We start from the raw sequence: 19202 nt of genomic DNA, 5'->3' as shown, positions 1-19202 counted from the left end.
TTTTTATAAATGAAAAGACTTACCATAAAAGACATAGCTCAAGAATTTAGTGTATCTATTTCTACCGTTTCTAAAGCTCTTAATGACAGTTATGAAATTAGCGTAAGTACCAAAGAAAAGATTCAGAAGTACGCTAAAGAAAATAACTACAAGCCCAATTTTAACGCTTTAAGTTTAAAAAACAGACAGACAAAAACAATAGGAATCATCATTCCTAGTATGTTAAATTATTTCTTTGCTCAAGTTTTTAACGGTATAGAAAAAGTAGCTAATGAAAAAGGCTACAAAATTATTTCTTGTATTTCTAACGAATCTTTTAAGAAAGAAGTAGAAACTATAGAAATGCTTTCTAACGGTAGTATAGACGGTTTTATCCTTTCTATTGCAGAAGAAACTATTCTTAAAAACGACTTTAAACATTTTGAAGATGTTCTTAATAACGGAACACCAATTGTTATGTTCGATAGAGTTGCAGAACCTATAAATTGCGATAAAGTAATTGCAGATGATTTTAAAGGAACTTCTGAAACCGTTAAATATTTAGCAAAATCTGGCAGTAAAAACATTGCTTTTATTTCTACAATTAGTAATTTAAAAGTTGGTAAAAAAAGGCACCAAGGTTACATAAAAGGTTTAGAGAATACAGGTTTACCAATAAATGATAATTTAATTATTAATATTATTGATGAAGATTATAAAGATTATGAAAGTATTTTAAAACCTATTTTTGACGCAAACGAAATCGATGCCGTAATTGCAACAGATGAATCTTCTGCAATTGCTGCCATGAAAGTTGCACAGAGAAAAGGTCATAAAATACCAGAAAACTTTGCCGTGGTTTCTTTTTCTAACGGAATTTTAGCAAGACATTCTAGTCCTAAAATGACTACTGTTAGTCAACATGGAGAAAGAATGGGCGCTACAGCTGCAAAAATTTTAATTGATAAATTAGAAAATAAAGGAGAAGAAGTTCCACCAAAAACAGTAATTATTAAAACTGATATTGTTGAACGTAATTCTACCAAAAAAGCATAATTTACAAGTATTTACTAACTATTTATGAATTTAGAAAAAGTAAAATTAGTAGTTTCTGATATGGATGGAACTTTACTAAACTCTAAAGGTGAAGTTAGTAATCAATTCTTTAAACTCTTTAAAAAATTACAAGAACAAAATATTCATTTTTGCGCCGCAAGCGGAAGACAACACAACAGCATTGTAAATAAATTAGCTTCTATAAAAGAAGAAATTTATGTAATTGCAGAAAATGGTGGAGTTGCTAAAATGGGAAAAGAAGTATTACTTTCTAACTTCTTAAAAGCGGAAAAAGTAATAAAACTAATTCCTGTTTTAAGAGAAATAGAAGACGCGAATATAGTTTTGTGTTGCGATAATTCTGCTTATATAGAAAGTAAAGATGCTCACTTTATAAACTTATTTCAAGAGTATTATCATAGTTTTAAACAAGTTGATGATTTATTAGACGTTGCCAAAACAATTCCGGTTTTTAAAATTGCGGTTTATCATTTCAAATCATCAGAAGATTTTACTTACCCTGCAATAAAACATTTAAAAGACGAAGTTTTACTAAAAGTCTCTGGACAAAATTGGTTAGATATTTCTGATGAAAAAGCCAATAAAGGAAATGCTTTAAGACATGTTCAAAAAATATTGAATGTTTCTAAAGAAGAAACCATGGTTTTTGGCGATTACCATAATGATATAGAAATGCTACACGAAGCTGACTTTAGTTTCGCCATGAAAAATGCTCATAAAGACATTAAAGAGCTGGCAAATTTTTCTACAGAAAGCAATGATAATTTTGGTGTTGAGCGTGTTTTAGAAAAGTTGACTGAAAATAATAAACCCTATTAATCTTCTTAAAAGGAAAATACTCATTCTAAATAATTACCTTTAAGAATAAGTTATTTTTTTCTTTGTGAAACTCTGTGTGGCATTCTTTTTCAGAGAGTTTTATTCCTCATAAGAAACCGTACTTTGTCTTTCTCTATTTACTTGCAACTTTGTTACATCAGGTCTAGAATAATGGCCAACAACATCAAAATTTTGTCTTTCTTCTAAAACACGATTAAAATCCAAAGTTTCAATTATTAAACCTTCTTTATTTAAAACAGGCGCTACCAACCATTCTCCATCTGGTGAAGCAATACAAGAACCTCCATTTGCTAAAACTTCTGGCGCATCTTTTACAATTTTATCATAATGAGGAACCTCTTTTGGAAAATCTGCCTTTGCCATTAAACTTGAAACAGAAATAACAAAAGAACGAGATTCTCTTGCTATAAAACGAGTAATATCTTTTGTATTGTGTTTACTTCCTGGCCAAACAGCAATATGCAAATTTTCGCCCAAACCATACAAAGCAGTTCTTGGTAAAGGCATCCAATTTTCCCAACAATTTAAACCACCAACTGTAAATTCTTTAAGCGAATGAACTTGCAAACCATTTCCATCTCCTGGAGCCCAAGTTAAACGTTCATCATAAGTTGGTTGTAATTTTCTGTGGACAGATTTTATTTCTCCTGCTTCATTTATATATACCAAAGAGGCGTAAATACTGTGTCCTCCTCTATTTTGTGCGCGTTCCATAATTCCTAAATAAATAGCAATTTTGTTTTCTTTTGCCAAATTACAAACGGAATCTAATTCGCCTTTCTCAATCGTAACAGAATTTCTAACATAATGCGCATGAATTTCTTTTTGAGTTTTAGAATTCCATTCTGCACCATTTGTTAGCGAAACCCAAAAAGGATAACCTGGCAATAATGCTTCTCCAAAAACAATGAGTTCGCAGTTTTCTTTTGCTGCATCAAAAATAGATTTCTCAATCTTTTCGATTGTTTTTTGTTTGTTTAACCAAACTGGTGAAATTTGTGCTAATGCTACTTTTAATAAGTTCTTTTTCATTTACTATATAAATAAAGTGACAATTATGGTTAAAAATACTGATAAAATTAAGATTCCTAAAAACCTTGAGAGTTTGTTTACATTCTTTCTTAACTTTATATTTTCTCCTTCTTTTTCTTGCCAAGTAAATGTAAACATCGAATTCAACATTAATTCATATGAACTTAATGCTAAAGGATTTAAAAAAATCGGAAACCACTTATGTTTATCTCGATTCAAACAATAATAAATCCAGGTATTTTGATAAAAAATTAACGAATACGTTAATATGAATAGAAGTGCTTCAATAATAAAAAAAGTTTCAACAATTTCCATTTCTATATATCAATACTCACAACCAAACCTTCATTGCTCCTAACATTGAAAACGGTTTCATCATCAAAAATTAAATACTGTCCTTTTATTCCAACTAATTTACCTGTGTAAGTTGGTGTCTTAATTAAATTTAAACTCTTTGGTTTTAGGGGATATTTTTTAACTGGAAAATTCAAATTTGTTTCCGCATTATTTTCGATGAAATATTGTTTTGCTTCATCTGGAATGTGTTGCTTTAATTTATCTCTCCATTCCACTAAATTTTCATCTTCAATATCATTCTTTAGCATTTTGCGCCAATTGGTTTTGTCTCCAACAAATTCTTTTAACGCAACTTCTGTAATTCCTGCTAAATATCTGTTTGGTACTTCTACAATTTCTATGGCTTCATGAGCTCCTTGATCTATCCAACGTGTGGGAACTTGTGCTTTTCTTGTTACACCAACTTTTACGTTGCTCGAATTTGCCAAATAGACTATATGTGGTTTTAACTGAACCGATTTTTCGTACGCTAAATCTCTGTCTTCTTGGTCTAAATGTGCTGTACTTAACTCTGGTCTCATAATCCAATCGCCAGCAGAAGGAATATCAAAAAAACAAGATTTGCAAAAACCTTGTCTGTAAATTTCTTTATTTAAATGACAATTTAAACACTCATACTTTACAAAAGAGAGCGTTATTTCTTTATCTAAAAGTTGGTTCATGTTTATAAAATCGGATTCCATATTCAAATAATACTGAATTTCTTCCGCGTTTTCTGTCATCATTTTTTTTAGAACTCCTTGGTAAATCATATAAAAGATTTTAGTATTTTTATCAAACGATTTTTAAAACTCAATTCAAAAAATCGAACCAAACAAACTTACGAATTTCTATGGCGTTTCAGATTATCAATTCTATAATTTCTTGGTTTTTAAAGAAACGAAAACATCAAATTGAGTTGTTTTTAAAATACCCAAATGATGTACAAGAAGAGTTGTTATTAAAATTGATTTCTTCTGCTAAAAGAACAGAATTTGGTAAACAACATAGTTTTTCATCCTTCAGAAATTATAAAGACTTTGCCGCGAATGTTCCTATTCAACAATATGAAACCTTCGAACCTTTAATTGAACGTTGTAGAAAAGGAGAACAAAATTTATTTTGGCCAACACCTATAAAATGGTTTGCAAAAAGTAGCGGAACCACAAATGCAAAAAGTAAATTTATTCCAGTTTCCGATGAAGCTTTAGAATATTGCCATATGAAAGCTGGTAAAGACATGTTGTGTTTGTACATTAATAATAATGAAAATGCCCAGCTTTTTACGGGGAAAGGTTTGCGTTTGGGTGGTAGTTCGGAAGTTTATAAAGACAACAATTCTTACTTTGGAGATTTGTCTGCAATCATTACAGAAAACTTGCCTTTTTGGGCAGATTTTAGCTCTGCTCCTAGCATGGAAGTAGCTTTATTAGCAGAATGGGAAACCAAAATGGAAGCTATAATTAATGAAACTATCAACGAAAACATCACTAGTTTGGTTGGTGTTCCTTCTTGGATGTTGGTTTTATTAAATAGAGTTTTAGAAAAAACCGGAAAAGATAATATTTTAGAAGTTTGGCCAAATCTGGAAGTGTATTTTCATGGTGGCGTAAACTTTAATCCTTACAGAGAACAGTATAAAAAACTGATTCCGAAAGCAGATTTTAAATACTATGAAACCTACAATGCTTCTGAAGGTTTTTTTGCCATTCAAGATAAAAACGGTTCTAAAGAATTGTTGTTGATGTTAGATTATGGAATTTTCTATGAGTTTATTCCTATGAGCGATTATGATGGCGAAAACTCTAAAGCAATTCCTCTTTCTGAAGTTAAAAAAGGAATTAATTATGCTATTTTAATTACTACAAATGCAGGTTTGTGGCGTTATTTAATTGGAGATACTGTAAAGTTTACCTCAACTGATCCTTATCGAATTAAAATTACTGGGCGTACCAAACATCACATTAATGTTTTTGGTGAAGAGTTAATAATAGAAAATGCAGAAGAAGGTTTAAAATTAGCTTGTGAGAAAACAAATGCAACAATAAACGAATATACTGTTGGCCCAATTTTTATGGATGGCACAAAAAGTGGTGGACATGAATGGATTATCGAATTTGAAAATGCGCCAAAAAGCATGGATTATTTTACTGAAATTTTAGACAATGCTTTAAAGTCTATCAATTCAGATTACGAAGCAAAACGTTACCAAAACATGACGTTAGCTTTACCAAAAATTCACAAAGCAAAACCAGGTTTGTTTTACGATTGGCTAAAGAAAAAGAAAAAATTGGGTGGACAACATAAAGTACCAAGACTTTCTAACTCTAGAGAATTTGTAGAGGAACTTTTAAAACTTTAAAATGGATTCTCTCTATGAAAAAAATACTGATAATTAACGGACATCCAGACAAAGAAAGTTTTTGTTATGGAATACACAATTCTTACAAGAAAGGAGTATTAAAATCGAATGCTGAATTAAAAGAAATTACAATTCGTGATTTAGATTTTAATTTAAATTTAGAATTTGGCTACAGAAAACGAACAGAATTAGAACCTGATTTATTAGAAGCACAAGAAAAAATTAAATGGGCAAACCATATTGTTTGGATTTATCCTGTTTGGTGGGGTTCTTATCCTGCAATTTTAAAAGGTTTTATTGATAGAGTTTTCTTACCAGGTTTTGCTTTTCAAAAAAGAGAAAATTCTGTTTGGTGGGATAAACATCTAACAGGAAAATCTGCAAGAGTTATTTCTACTTTAGACCAACCTGCTTGGTATTACAAATGGATTAATAAACACCCAAGTCATACTTCCATAAAAAAATTAACTTGTGATTTTGTTGGAATAAAACCAGTAAAATTTACAACGATTGGTTCTTTAAGAAACTCTAAAGAATCTTATCGAGAAAAATGGTTAAACAAAATTGAAAAAATGGGTGAACTGAACAGTTAATTAAATCTTACGCTCTACAACATAATCAATCATTGTAAGTAAAGATTTTTTGTACTCTGAATCTGGGAAATTATTTAAAATTGCAATTGCTTTGTTTTTATAGTCGTTCATTTGGTTGGTAGTGTATTCTATACCTCCATTTTCTTTTACAAAAGCAATTACTTCTTTTACTCTTTTTTTATCCTTATTGTGTTTCTTAACAGAGTTAATTAACCAAGCTTTCTCTTTTTTAGTGCAATTATTTAAGGTATAAATTAAAGGCAATGTCATTTTTTGCTCTTTAATATCTATTCCTGTAGGTTTTCCAATTTCTGCCTCTGTGTAATCAAATAAATCGTCTTTAATTTGAAAGGCGATACCAATATATTCTCCGAATTTTCGCATTTGTTGCACACAGTCTTGATTTGCACCAACGGAAGCCGCTCCAATTCCACAACAGGCAGCAATTAAAGTGGCTGTTTTTTTTCTGATAATATCAAAATAAACAGCTTCTGTAATGTCTAGTTTTCTTGCTTTTTCTATTTGAAGTAATTCCCCTTCACTCATTTCGCGAACGGCAATAGAAATTAATTTTAATAAATCGAAATCTTCATTATCAATAGAAAGTAGCAATCCTTTTGAGAGCATAAAATCACCCACTAAAACTGCAATTTTATTTTTCCAAAGTGCATTTATAGAGAAAAAACCTCTACGTCTGTTAGAATCATCTACAACATCATCATGCACTAAAGTTGCTGTGTGAATTAACTCTACAACTGATGCTCCTCTATAAGTTCGCTCGTCAAAACCTCCATCAGAAACCATTTTTGCTACTAGAAAAACAAACATTGGTCTCATTTGCTTACCTTTTCTACGAACAATATAATACGTAATTCTGTTTAATAATGGAACTTTAGAAAGCATAGATTCTTTGAACTTTTCTTCAAAGAGTTCCATTTCATTTTTTATGGGAAGTTTTATAAGTTCTACTGGTTTCACAGAGTAAAAGTAATTATTTTATTTTTACGATTTATTGGCTAATTGTCCACAAGCTGCATCAATATCTTTTCCTCTAGAACGCCTAACATTTACGGTAATATCATTCATTTCTAAATTGGAAATGTAATTATTTATTGCAGAAGAGCTTGCTTGTTGAAACTCACCATCGTCAATTGGGTTGTATTCTATTAAATTGATTTTACAAGGCACATATTTACAAAATTCTACCAATGCTTTTATGTCTTCTTTACGGTCGTTAATTCCGCCCCAAACTATATATTCGTAGGTTATTGGTCGGTTTGTTTTTTCGTACCAATACTCTAAAGACTCTCTTAAATCTGCTAAAGGAAAATTAACATTAAAAGGCATAATTGAAGTTCTAACTTCATCTATTGCTGAATGTAGCGAAACTGCTAAATTAAATTTCACTTCTTCATCTGCCATTTTTTTAATCATTTTTGGCACTCCAGAAGTAGAAACTGTAATTCTTTTGGACGACATTCCTAAACCTTCTGGCGAGGTAATCATCTCAATAGATTTTAGCACGTTTTTATAATTCATAAGAGGTTCTCCCATTCCCATAAAAACAATATTAGTCAGTTTTTTATTATGGTATAACCTACTTTGTTTGTCGATTACAACAACTTGGTCGTAAATTTCATCTGGATTTAGATTTCGCATTCTTTTTAAACGTGCAGTTGCACAGAATTTACAATCTAAACTACAACCAACTTGACTAGATACACAAGCCGTAGTTCTTTTTGGAGTAGGAATTAAAACGGACTCTACTACCAAACCATCGTGTAATTTAATTCCGTTTTTTATGGTTCCATCTTTACTTTTTTGCATAGAATCTACTTTGATATGATTGATAACAAAGTTTGCCTCTAACATTTCTCTGGTTTCTTTAGAAATGTTTGTCATTGCTTCAAAAGTATGTAAAGACTTGCTCCAAAGCCATTCATAAACTTGATTTCCACGAAATGCTTTGTCGCCATTTTCTACAAAAAAATCTCTTAATTGTTCTTTTGTTAAGGCTCTTATGTCTTTCTTTTTAGTCAAGTTTTCTATGATTTTAAAAAGTTAAAATAATTGTGTTGCAAAAATACACATATAATTTGAAGTTATGGCTAAAGCTAGCAAATAGGTGCATTAGCGATTGAAATGGCATCCTTTTTTGAGGAACGAAAAAAAGATATAATGGAAAGCGCGACCTGAAAGGAAATGCCAAAAAAAAAGACTGACAATTAATAATTATCAGCCTTTAAATTATAATGTTTTTTTATTTAGATAATTAACATTGCATCTCCATAAGTAGAGAATTTGTAACCTTCTTTAATGGCTACTTTGTATGCTTCCATTAAAAAGTCGTACCCAGCAAATGCAGCTGCCTGCATCATTAAAGTAGATTTTGGTTGATGGAAATTAGTAATCATTGTGTTAGCAATACTGAAATCATAAGGAGGAAAAATGAATTTATTTGTCCAACCTTCGAAAGCGTTTAATTCTTGTTTAGAAGATACTGAAGATTCTACGGTTCTCATAACTGTAGTACCTACTGCACAAACTCTTCTTTTTTCTTTCTTAGCTTTGTTAATCATATTTGCAGATGTTTCTGGAATAACAATTTGCTCAGAATCCATTTTATGCTTCGATAAATCTTCTACTTCTACAGAACTAAAAGTACCTAAACCTACATGCAATGTTAACTCTGCAAAATCTACTCCTTTAATCTCTAAACGTTTTAATAAATGTTTAGAAAAATGTAAACCTGCTGTTGGTGCTGCTACTGCTCCTTCGTGTTTTGCGAAAATTGTTTGGTAACGTTCTTCGTCTGAAGCTTCTACTTCTCTTTTTATTTCTTTTGGTAATGGAGTTTCGCCCAATTCTAATAATTTAGCTCTAAACTCTTCGTAAGAACCATCAAATAAGAAACGTAAAGTTCTTCCTCTAGAAGTTGTGTTGTCTATAACTTCTGCTACTAAACTATCATCTTCTCCAAAAAATAATTTATTTCCAATTCTAATTTTTCTTGCTGGATCTACTAAAACATCCCACAATCTATTCTCTGCATTTAATTCTCTTAATAAGAAAACTTCAATTCTTGCACCAGTTTTTTCTTTATTACCGAACATTCTAGCAGGAAAAACCTTGGTGTTATTCAACATTAAAACATCTCCTTCATCGAAGTAATTTATAACGTCTTTAAACTGTTTATGTTCTATAGTTTGTTCTTTTCTATTTAAAACCATTAAACGAGATTCATCTCTATGTTCAGCAGGATATAATGCTAACAATTCTTCTGGTAACTCAAATTCAAAATGTGATAATTTCATATATATATTTTGCTATAAGGATGGCAAATATACGATATGGGAATAGGCGTTGTCAAGTGTTTCGCCGTTTAATTTACAGTTTATCTATTTTAATTCCAATTTGTTGCATATCATCCCAAAATTTCTGAAACGATTTTGTAACTACTTCTGCATTTAAAATTTTAATAGGAACTCTTAATGCCAAAGGTGCAAAAGCCATTGCCATTCTATGATCGTTGTAAGTTTTTATAGAAATATGCTCTTTAATTTCTGATGATTTTTCTAAATGCAAACTCTCATTAGTTACTGATATTGAAGCGCCTAAATTGGTTAATTCTTCTTTTAAAGCTTCTAATCTGTCTGTTTCTTTAATTTTTAAAGTATGTAAACCAGTTAAATTACAAGAAATTCCTTCAGAAAAACAAGTTACTGCAATTGTTTGTGCAATATCTGGTGCGTTTCTTAAATCGATTTCTAATACTTCTTTATTAGATGCTTTTTCTTTTTTAAGGTTGATAAAATTCTCACCGAAAGTTGTTGAAACTCCAAAATGTTTATAGATTTCTGCCAAGCAAGAATCGCCTTGTAAACTTTCTTTTTTATATGCTGATAATTTTATAGAAGAACCAATTTCTGCAGATGCAACTATCGAATAAAAATAACTTGCAGAAGACCAATCGCTTTCTACCACAACTGTTTGTTTTGCAATTTCTTTCTTTGGAAGTACCTTTATAATATTTCCTTCGAAATTTGCTTCAATATTTAATTGATGTAATAAACTCAACGTCATATTTATGTATGGAATTGATGTAATTTCTCCTACCAATTCTATAGTTAATCCGTTTTCTAATTTTGAAGCAATCAATAATAAAGAAGAAATATATTGGCTACTTACGTTTCCATTAATTTGGACTTTATCCGTAATTAATTTTCTTCCTTTTATTCTTATTGGTGGATATCCAACTTTATCTTCGTAAGAAACATCTGCTCCTAAATCTTTAAGTGCATTTACCAAGATTTCAATAGGTCTGTTTTGCATTCTTTCGGAACCTGTAAGTACAGTATCTCTACCTTCTTTTACAGCAAAATAAGATGTTAAAAAGCGCATTGCTGTTCCTGCATGCCCAATATCTACTATTTCTTTATCTGTTGATAAAGCGTGTTGCATATGAATAGAATCGTCTGAATCTGATAAATTTTCAATAGAAATTTCAGGAAATAAGTTTTGTAAAATCAGTAATCTGTTAGATTCACTTTTAGAACCAGAAATTGTTATTTCTTCTTTTATTTTTTTATCCTCTAAAACATTTAACAATATGTCCATTCTAAAACCTGATTTTAATTCTTATTTTTAAACTTCAAAACTACAACTTACCAAACATGAAAAAATATATTTTCCTGGCAATTTGCATGATTTTCTTTTCGAATGCCAAAGTTAATGCACAAAAAAATGCTAACAAAGTTTCTAACCAATATTTTAGCGCGGTAGAATGGCGAAACATTGGCCCTTTTAGAGGAGGAAGAAGTGCTGCTGTTACTGGGGTTTCTGGTAAAGCGAATCTTTTTTACATGGGTGCAACTGGTGGTGGCGTTTGGAAAACTACAGATGCTGGTAATACTTGGCAGAATATTTCCGACGGATTTTTTGGAGGTTCTGTGGGTTCTGTAGCCGTTTCTAAATCGGATAATAATGTGATTTATGTTGGAATGGGAGAAAAAACCGTTCGTGGAAATGTTTCTTCTGGAGATGGAATTTGGAAATCGGAAAATGCTGGAAAAACCTGGAAACATATGGGCTTAAAAAACTCTAGACACGTTCCGAGAATGAGAATTCATCCTAAAAATCCAGATATCGTTTTTGCAGGAGTTATGGGAGATTTATACAAACCAACCCAAGAAAGAGGAGTTTACAAATCTATTGATGGTGGAGAAAACTGGAAAAAAGTATTGTTTTCGGATGAAAATTCTGGAGTTATCGATTTAATTATCGATCCAAATAACCCAAGGATTTTATACGCAACTACTTGGGATGTTCGCAGAACTCCTTACAGTTTATCTTCTGGCGGAAAAGGTTCTGCCATATTTAAAAGTACAGACGAAGGAGAAACTTGGACCAATATTTCTGAAAACAAAGGTTTACCAAAAGGAACTTGGGGAATTTCTGGAGTTACAGTTTCTCCTGTAAATTCCGATATTGTTTGGGCATTAATTGAAAACGATAAAGGAGGTGTTTACAAATCTACAGATGCTGGAAAAAATTGGAAACTCATCAATTCCGAAAGAAAATTACGTCAGCGAGCTTGGTATTACACACGTTTGTATGCAGATACACAAGATGAAGATATTTTATATGTTTTAAATGTACGTTATCATAAATCTACTGATGGTGGAAAAACATATTCGACTTATAATGCACCTCATGGAGATCATCACGATTTGTGGATTGCTCCAGAAGACAACCAAAGAATGATTATTGGAGACGATGGAGGTGCACAAATTTCTTTTGATGCTGGCGAGAATTGGAGTACGTATATGAATCAACCAACTTCTCAATTTTACAGAGTTACTACAGATAATCATTTTCCATATAGAATTTTAGCTGCACAACAAGATAATTCAACCGTTAGAATTTCTCACAGAACTGCTGGAAGGTTTATTACAGAATCCGACTGGGAATCTACTGCTGGTGGAGAAAGTGCGCATATTGCTGTAGATCCTTTAAATGATGATATTGTTTATGGTGGAAGTTATGGTGGTTTGTTAACCCGAAAAAATCATAAAACTGGAGAAACAAGAGCTATAAATGTTTGGCCAGATGACCCAATGGGTCATGGAGCTGAAGATTTTAAATATCGTTTCCAATGGAATTTCCCTATTTTCTTTTCTCCAAATAACAAAAAACGTTTGTATGCCGCTTCTAATCATTTACACGCTTCAGAAGATGAAGGACAATCTTGGAAATTAATCAGTCCGGATTTAACGAGAAACGACCCAAAAACTTTAAAATCTTCTGGTGGACCAATTACACAAGATAATACTGGTGTAGAATATTATGGAACTATTTTCGCAGCTACAGAATCGCCTTTTGAAGCTGGTTTAATTTGGACAGGTTCAGATGATGGTTTGGTACATGTTTCTAAAAATAATGGCGATTCTTGGGACAATGTTACTCCAAAGAAAATGCCAGAATGGATGATGATTAACTGCATTGAAGTAGATCCTTTTACAAAAGGTGGTGCTTATATTGTAGGAACGAAATACAAATCTGGAGATTACAAACCTTACATCTACAAAACAGAAAACTACGGAAAATCTTGGAAATTAATTGTAGATGGAATTGAAAACGAAGCTTTTACAAGAGCTTTAAGAGCAGACCCAAAACGTAAAGATTTGTTGTATGCTGGAACAGAAAAAGGTATGTATATTTCTTTTAATGATGGAAAAAGTTGGGAATCTTTTCAGCAAAACTTACCAATTGTACCTATTACAGATTTGGCTATTAAAAACGATAATTTAATTGCTGCAACTCAAGGTCGTTCGCTTTGGATTATAGACGATTTAACACCAATTCATCAACTAAATTCATCAACTTTAAAAGAAGAAATTGTTTTATACAAGCCAAAAAATGCTTATAATATGAGTGGTGGAAATGGTAGAACTTCGAAAACTCAAGGAACAAATCATCCTGGTGGCGTTGCTGTAAATTATTTTATCAAAGAGAAAAAAGAAGACGACATTATTAGTTTATCATTTTATGATACTAACGACAATATCATCAAAAAATATTCAACAAAACCTGATAAAGAAAATAAGGAAGAAGAATTAAAATTAGAAGATGGAAATAATATTTTCTATTGGAATATGATGTATCCTGGAGCTGAAAAAGTTAAAGGAATGATTCTTTGGTGGGCTTCATTAAACGGACCAATGGCATTGCCAGGAAATTACAAAGTGGAATTGGCTGTGAATGATAAAAAGATGCATCAGAATTTTAATATTTTAAGGAATCCAACTTCGGAAGCTACAGAAAGTGATATGAAAGCACAATTTGATTTTATAAATGACATTAACACCAAAATGACTGAAATTCATAAAGCATTAAAAAATGTGAAGAAAGTTAGAAGTCAAGTTGGTTTGTTAAAGAAATCTATTAAAGACAAAGAAAAGCACAATGCATTGTTAGAATATGCTGATACTTTGGTAAAAAACATGACCAAAATTGAAGAAACGTTGTATCAAACAAAATCTAAAAGCGGACAAGATCCATTAAATTACCCAATTCGTTTGAACAATAAATTAGCACATTTAAACTCATTAACAAGAATTGGAAATTATGCTCCAACACAACAAGCCATTGATTTTAAAAATGCAATTACTAAAGACATTGATGCAGAATTGACAAAACTAAATGCCTTATTTGTAAATGGAGTGAGAGAGTTAAACCAAAAAGTAAAAGAAAGTGATATTGATTTGATTCAATTAGATTAGTCTTTCTAAAATTAACTTAAAATAAAAGGGTCAGTTTCAAAAATTTTGAAACTGACCCTTTTATTATCTTATATATTTAACGCTTTAACAGCAATAACTAATTACCTATTTCATTTTTTTACTAGTAACCCAAATACCATAAAAAGTACTTATTACAATTTTTAATCCCCAAAAAGTTTTCCATTTATTGCCAGCGAAATTTATTTCATTCACTTTTGCAAAATCACCAGCAAATATTTCTTTCCAGCTATTCATAAATAATGAAATTAAAGTAACCATAATAAAAAAAGGAATGGCAACTTTTGCGAAATTCGTCCAAAAAAGTGGTTGTTTTATTTTTTCTAAAAAAGTCATTTTATTTTAATTTTTGATTGTTATGATGACGATCATGATCGCGTTTTGTTTTAATATCTAATTTCTTCTCAAAAGCATCTTGTAAATTGATTCCTGTTTGATTTGCCAAACATAAAACAACAAATAATACATCTGCTAATTCTTCACCTAAATCTTTATTTTTATCCGATTCTTTTTCACTTTGCTCTCCATAACGTCTTGCAATAATTCTTGCCACTTCTCCAACTTCTTCTGTAAGTTGGGCCATGTTTGTAAGCTCATTAAAATAACGAACTCCGTGATTTTTAATCCAATCATCTACTTGTTTTTGTGCGTTTTCTATGTTCATTTTTCTTGTATTGAAATATTGAAGAATTTAAAAAAATCAAATATAAAGGTTCTAAAATAATTTGGTCTTTTATTTTTTTTAATTAGTTTTAAAAAAAATAAAATTGCTATTTCATGTCAACTATTTACTATCCAGAAAGTCCGAAAAACGTACCTTTAAAACTAACTTCTTTACCTTCATCTTATAAATTTAAAGCATTTTTAGCAATTGTTGCTATTGTATTGTTTTTTACTTTGTATGCTGCCTTGGTTGTTGGTTTGTTTTTTTTGGTTTATTACGCTTTTATTTATGAAGTTTCATTAATTAATACCATTACAATTCTACTTAAAATTGGAGCTATTGGTGGTTCTTTAATGCTATTAATATTTACATTAAAGTTTTTTTTTAAACTTAAAAACCACAAGCCAGAAAACAGAATTAAATTAAAAAAAGAAGAGCATAAAGAATTGTGGAGCTTCATTGACCAGATTTGTAAAGAAACTGGAGCACCTAAACCAAAAAATATTTACATAGACCCAGATGTAAATGCCTATGTTTCTTACTCTAATATTTGGTTGAGTTTATTTTTACCAATAAAAAAAGAACTCACTATTGGTTTAGGTTTAACAAGTTGCTTAAACTTATCAGAATTTAAAGCAGTAGTAAGTCATGAATTTGGACATTTTGCACAAAGTAGTATGAAAATAGGAAGCTATATTAACTCTGCAAATACAATTATACATGATATGATTTATTCGAGAGATAAATGGGATGATATTCTAGATCAATGGAGAGCATCAGATTTACGATTATCTGCTGCTGCTTGGGCAATAACACCACTTATTTGGATTATTAGACAAGTTCTAGCATTATTTTATCAGTTTTTAAATATTATGTATTCTTCGCTTTCTAGAGAAATGGAGTTTAACGCAGACAAAGTTGCTGTAAGTACTTCTGGAAGTGATGCCATAATTTCTGCACTTTGGAAATTAGATACAGGTTTCGAAAACTGGAACAATACTATAAACAATGCTTTTTTAGCTTCTAAAAAGAAAGTATTTGTTAAAAATTTGTACTTACATAATAATTTAGCTTTAGAAAGAAACAAAGAAGAACTAAACACGAAATTAGAAAACTTACCAGTAGATAAAAGAGGAGGAAAAACGTTTTTTACAAATTCTGAAGTTTCAAAAGCAAACATGTATTTAAGTCACCCACCAAATGACAAAAGAGAACATAATGCGAAAGTTCCTTTTGTTGCTTGTATTGAAGACACACGTTCTCCTTGGTTATTATTTAATAATAATAATGAAGAATTACAAGAAACCATGACTGCTTTAATTCATGAGAAATACATTAATAAAACGCCCGAAGAATTTTCTGAAGCTACCGTTTTTGAGAACTTTATTGTGCAAGAACAAATAGGAAAAGAATTGGCAGAAGAATACTTAAATACATTTCAAGATCGTTTTTTACACATTGAAGAAGAAAAGGTACTGCTTTCTAAAGCAGAAAACGGAACTTCTAAAACCATAGAAAGTTTAAAAACGGAACTTGTAGCTCTAATGAAACCTGTTCAAGAAATTGATTTATTGATAGAAAAAGTGGTGAAAATTTCTGAAGGAACTGCCAAGGAAACTTCATTTAAATATAAAGAAAAAGAATTCAATAAAAAAACCGTACAAGAAGGTTATATCTTTTTAATTCAAGAAAAAGAAAAGATTTTTAATGATAGTTTTAAAGAATGGGATATTGACTTTTGCGCATCACATTTGGCAATTGCAAAAAAAGAAGCTAAAGATGCAGAGCTTCTAAAAATTTACAAACAACACGCAGTTATTTCTGAAATTTACAGAGATATTGTTGCTACTAAAAATACTATTTTTAATGAATTAAATGATTTACAAGCAAGAACTGATGTCGAACAAAATACAGTTACTTCTTTTGGAAATAGAATTAAAGACCTTCATTTTAATTTGAATGATACCCTTTCTAAAATAGACAAAATTGAGTTTAAGCAATTACCTAACATAGATGATATTACTGAATTTAAAGAAGCAATTATAGATACAGGAAAGTTTGATAGAAAACCTGGTTTAATTTTTGAAAACGGAGAGTTTAACAATATTGCAAACGAATTAGAAGCTGCAGTTTTTAATTGCCAAAGAGTAGAACAAAAAAATATTGCATTGATATTAATGTTTCATAAGAGTTTATTTGATGTGAAAAATATTTAAAACATTAAAAAACAAAACTTTGAAAAACAATATAGTTTGTTTCTAAAATTAAAAAAATATAACTTAGTTAACTTACCATAGAGTGAATTTAAACTCACCTTATCATCAGAGTTAGCAAATATTAAAAACCAATCTCTACGAATGAAAACGCTTCTGATTCTAATCTCATTTATATTTATTACGAATTCAAATATAGTTCATCAAGATACAATACTACGAATTGATGAAAATGGAAATATAATTGGTTTGCCGAAAGAATTTGGAATTACAAAATTTGACTTAAGTAAAAAATACTTGAGAATAAAAGACAAAGAAATTGTTTTGCCAAGTTGTATGAATTACTATTTTGACATTCACGAAAAACCTAAATTGAAATTATCAGCTTCGTGGTATCATTCAAAAGATATAATGCCATACTATCTGAATTTTGACATTTCCCAGAAAAACAAGGATTTTGGATATACGATTTTAATAGATTTAGAGACTTTAGAGATAATTGATATAGAAGTATCAATTAATCAAGGAAACTCGACTTATAATCACGAAATAAAGTTAGATGAATATTGCCTTAATGAATATAAAAATGGAATTAAAACTCTGAAATAATAACAAACGAATAAAAAACATTTGCTAACACCGTGTATATTTAATTGCTTGGTTTTAGCCAATTTACGAAAGTCCTCGCGGACTTTCTATCTGTGTTTTATTTGCTAACTTTAGTGCTTAAAACACGCAACTAATCATACACAACAACGTTAGCGAATCACTTAAAAAAATCACAAACTTCATCGTAAAATTGTTTCGGGTTTTCTGCATGTAACCAATGGCCTGCATTTTTAATTTCTACAATTTTAGAGTTTGGAAAATGTGCCTCAATAATTGGCTCTTCATTTTCTGTAATGTAATTAGATTTGTCTCCTTTTAAAAATAAAGTTTCTTTCTCAAAAACTGTAAAAGGTGGCAATGCTTCGCCGATTTCAGAATTATTTTCTGTTAAAGATTCTAAATTAAAACGATAGGCTAATTGTCCTTTTTCTATCCAATACACATTCTTCAATAAAAACTGACGAACACCAAACTCTGGTATGAGTTCTGCTATTTTTTTATCTACCAAACTTCTTGAGTTTTGAATTGAGAAATCAACAGAATTTAAACCCGCTAAAATTGCGTTATGATGTGGTTGGTACATTCTTGGCGAAATATCTACAATTACTAATTTATCTACCAATTCAGGATAGGTAACTGCAAATAACATTGCTGTTTTCCCTCCCATAGAATGCCCAATTAAATAGATGTTTTCTAACTGATAATGTGTTATATATTTGTGTAAATCTTCAACTAAAACCTCATAATTAAACTCCTCTGAATGAAAACTTCTTCCGTGATTTCTTTGGTCTAATAAATGAACTTCAAAATCTTCCGAAAATTGATTTCCTAACGTTTTCCAATTATCAGACATGCCAAAATAACCGTGTAAAATTAACAATGGTTTTCCTTCGCCTTTTATGGTTGAATGTAATATTGGATTTTTTGACATCTGTATTATCTGTATTAATTGAGATTAAAAAATTTACTACTATTTCAAACGGTGCAAATACATGTTTACAACATTCTCTAATCCTAAATACAAACTTTCTGCAATTAATGCGTGCCCAATTGAAACTTCTGCTAAATTCGGAATATTCTCCTTAAAAAACTTGATGTTTTCTAAACTCAAATCATGTCCTGCATTAATTCCTAAACCTAATTTGTGTGCTAAAATTGCAGCTTCAGTATAAGGTTTTACGCCATTCTTATTTCCTAAATCGAATTGCGTTGCAAATTCTTCTGTGTATAATTCAATTCTATCTGCACCCGTTTTTGCTGCGGCTTCTATTAATTTAGCATCTGTATCAATAAAAATTGAAGTTCTAATTCCGTTTTGTTGAAATTCCTTAATTACTTCCTGTAAAAAAGATTGATGCGTAATTGTATCCCAACCAGCATTCGACGTAATTGCATCTATTGCATCTGGCACCAAAGTAACTTGCGTTGGTTTCGTTTCTAACACTAAATCTATAAAAGATTTAATTGGATTTCCTTCAATATTATATTCAGTTTTAACCACAGAAACCAAATCTCTTGCATCTTGGTAGCGAATGTGTCTTTCATCTGGTCTTGGGTGAATCGTAATTCCTTCTGCTCCAAATTCTTGAATATCGGTTGCAACTTTTAATAAATTTGGTACGTTTCCTCCACGAGAATTACGTAAAGTTGCTATTTTATTAATATTTACACTTAACTTTGTCATTGTCTAAAATTAGG

The 19202-nt window shown here is 30.5% G+C and carries 17 protein-coding genes; 7 read left to right on the top strand and 10 right to left on the bottom strand.

Translation table 11 applies throughout. The annotated features are described in order from the left end of the window. Positions 1–9: 9 nt before the first annotated feature. Together H9W90_RS15330 and H9W90_RS15325 are read left to right on the top strand one after the other, a co-directional pair. Entirely contained in the window at positions 10–1035 is a 1026-nt protein-coding gene (locus H9W90_RS15330; RefSeq protein ID WP_187482446.1) for a LacI family DNA-binding transcriptional regulator, read from the top strand. Between the two features lie 24 nt (positions 1036–1059). Next, a complete protein-coding gene (locus H9W90_RS15325; protein ID WP_187482445.1) occupies positions 1060–1875 on the top strand; it encodes an HAD family hydrolase in 816 nt (271 codons plus the stop codon). Between the two features lie 99 nt (positions 1876–1974). Here H9W90_RS15325 and H9W90_RS15320 read toward each other — a convergent pair whose 3' ends face one another. Beyond that, a complete protein-coding gene (locus H9W90_RS15320) occupies positions 1975–2928 on the bottom strand; it encodes a carbon-nitrogen hydrolase family protein (RefSeq protein WP_187482444.1) in 954 nt (317 codons plus the stop codon). Positions 2929–3245: 317 nt separating this feature from the next. After that, positions 3246–4037, bottom strand: coding sequence for a DUF2797 domain-containing protein (locus H9W90_RS15315; RefSeq protein ID WP_187482443.1), 792 nt, complete (start codon positions 4035–4037; stop codon positions 3246–3248). An 80-nt stretch (positions 4038–4117) separates the two neighbouring features. On the opposite strand from H9W90_RS15315, the gene H9W90_RS15310 reads away from it, so the two are divergent. After that, positions 4118–5626, top strand: coding sequence for a GH3 auxin-responsive promoter family protein (locus tag H9W90_RS15310; RefSeq protein WP_187482442.1), 1509 nt, complete (start codon positions 4118–4120; stop codon positions 5624–5626). A gap of 14 nt (positions 5627–5640) precedes the next feature. After that, positions 5641–6219: an NAD(P)H-dependent oxidoreductase gene (locus H9W90_RS15305; RefSeq protein WP_187482441.1), complete on the top strand. Its 579-nt coding sequence runs from the start codon at positions 5641–5643 to the stop codon at positions 6217–6219. Here the strand turns inward: H9W90_RS15305 and H9W90_RS15300 are convergent, their stop codons facing one another. From H9W90_RS15300 to H9W90_RS15285, 4 genes are all read right to left on the bottom strand, one after another. Further along, positions 6220–7197 carry a polyprenyl synthetase family protein gene (locus H9W90_RS15300; RefSeq protein WP_187482440.1) on the bottom strand — a complete coding sequence of 326 codons (978 nt, stop codon included), beginning with the start codon at positions 7195–7197 and terminating at the stop codon, positions 6220–6222. 24 nt (positions 7198–7221) lie between these two features. Further along, on the bottom strand, positions 7222–8259 hold the full coding sequence (gene rlmN, locus H9W90_RS15295; RefSeq protein WP_187482439.1) for a dual-specificity RNA methyltransferase RlmN: 1038 nt from the start codon (positions 8257–8259) through the stop codon (positions 7222–7224). A gap of 224 nt (positions 8260–8483) precedes the next feature. Then, complete coding sequence (gene queA, locus H9W90_RS15290) at positions 8484–9533, bottom strand: tRNA preQ1(34) S-adenosylmethionine ribosyltransferase-isomerase QueA (RefSeq protein ID WP_187482438.1); 1050 nt, start codon at positions 9531–9533, stop codon at positions 8484–8486. A 73-nt stretch (positions 9534–9606) separates the two neighbouring features. Next, positions 9607–10836, bottom strand: a complete 1230-nt coding sequence (locus tag H9W90_RS15285) for a 3-phosphoshikimate 1-carboxyvinyltransferase (RefSeq protein ID WP_187482437.1) — start codon at positions 10834–10836, stop codon at positions 9607–9609. Between the two features lie 56 nt (positions 10837–10892). Between H9W90_RS15285 and H9W90_RS15280 the strand changes: the two genes are divergently transcribed. Next, on the top strand, positions 10893–14000 hold the full coding sequence (locus H9W90_RS15280; RefSeq protein WP_187482436.1) for a VPS10 domain-containing protein: 3108 nt from the start codon (positions 10893–10895) through the stop codon (positions 13998–14000). A 105-nt stretch (positions 14001–14105) separates the two neighbouring features. On the opposite strand, the gene H9W90_RS15275 is transcribed toward H9W90_RS15280, so the two are convergent. Further along, positions 14106–14354 (bottom strand): hypothetical protein, encoded by a 249-nt coding sequence (locus H9W90_RS15275; RefSeq protein WP_187482435.1) that lies wholly within the window; start codon positions 14352–14354, stop codon positions 14106–14108. 1 nt (position 14355) lies between these two features. Beyond that, on the bottom strand, positions 14356–14682 hold the full coding sequence (locus H9W90_RS15270; protein ID WP_187482434.1) for a nucleotide pyrophosphohydrolase: 327 nt from the start codon (positions 14680–14682) through the stop codon (positions 14356–14358). A gap of 113 nt (positions 14683–14795) precedes the next feature. On the opposite strand from H9W90_RS15270, the gene H9W90_RS15265 reads away from it, so the two are divergent. Then, positions 14796–16898: a M48 family metalloprotease gene (locus tag H9W90_RS15265; protein WP_187482433.1), complete on the top strand. Its 2103-nt coding sequence runs from the start codon at positions 14796–14798 to the stop codon at positions 16896–16898. Positions 16899–17039: 141 nt separating this feature from the next. Beyond that, complete coding sequence (locus H9W90_RS15260) at positions 17040–17504, top strand: hypothetical protein (RefSeq protein WP_187482432.1); 465 nt, start codon at positions 17040–17042, stop codon at positions 17502–17504. Positions 17505–17661: 157 nt separating this feature from the next. Here H9W90_RS15260 and H9W90_RS15255 read toward each other — a convergent pair whose 3' ends face one another. Both H9W90_RS15255 and H9W90_RS15250 read right to left on the bottom strand, forming a co-directional pair. Further along, positions 17662–18435, bottom strand: a complete 774-nt coding sequence (locus tag H9W90_RS15255) for an alpha/beta fold hydrolase (RefSeq protein WP_187482431.1) — start codon at positions 18433–18435, stop codon at positions 17662–17664. A 39-nt stretch (positions 18436–18474) separates the two neighbouring features. Further along, the gene (locus H9W90_RS15250) at positions 18475–19188 is read right to left on the bottom strand and encodes a pyridoxine 5'-phosphate synthase (protein WP_187482430.1); all 714 of its coding nucleotides are present in this window, start codon (positions 19186–19188) and stop codon (positions 18475–18477) included. Positions 19189–19202 lie beyond the last annotated feature (14 nt).

It is taken from the genome of Polaribacter pectinis (assembly GCF_014352875.1).
Taxonomy (GTDB): domain Bacteria; phylum Bacteroidota; class Bacteroidia; order Flavobacteriales; family Flavobacteriaceae; genus Polaribacter; species Polaribacter pectinis.
Note: the sequence above shows the minus strand (reverse complement) of the source record. Positions and strands in the feature narration are given on the sequence as shown.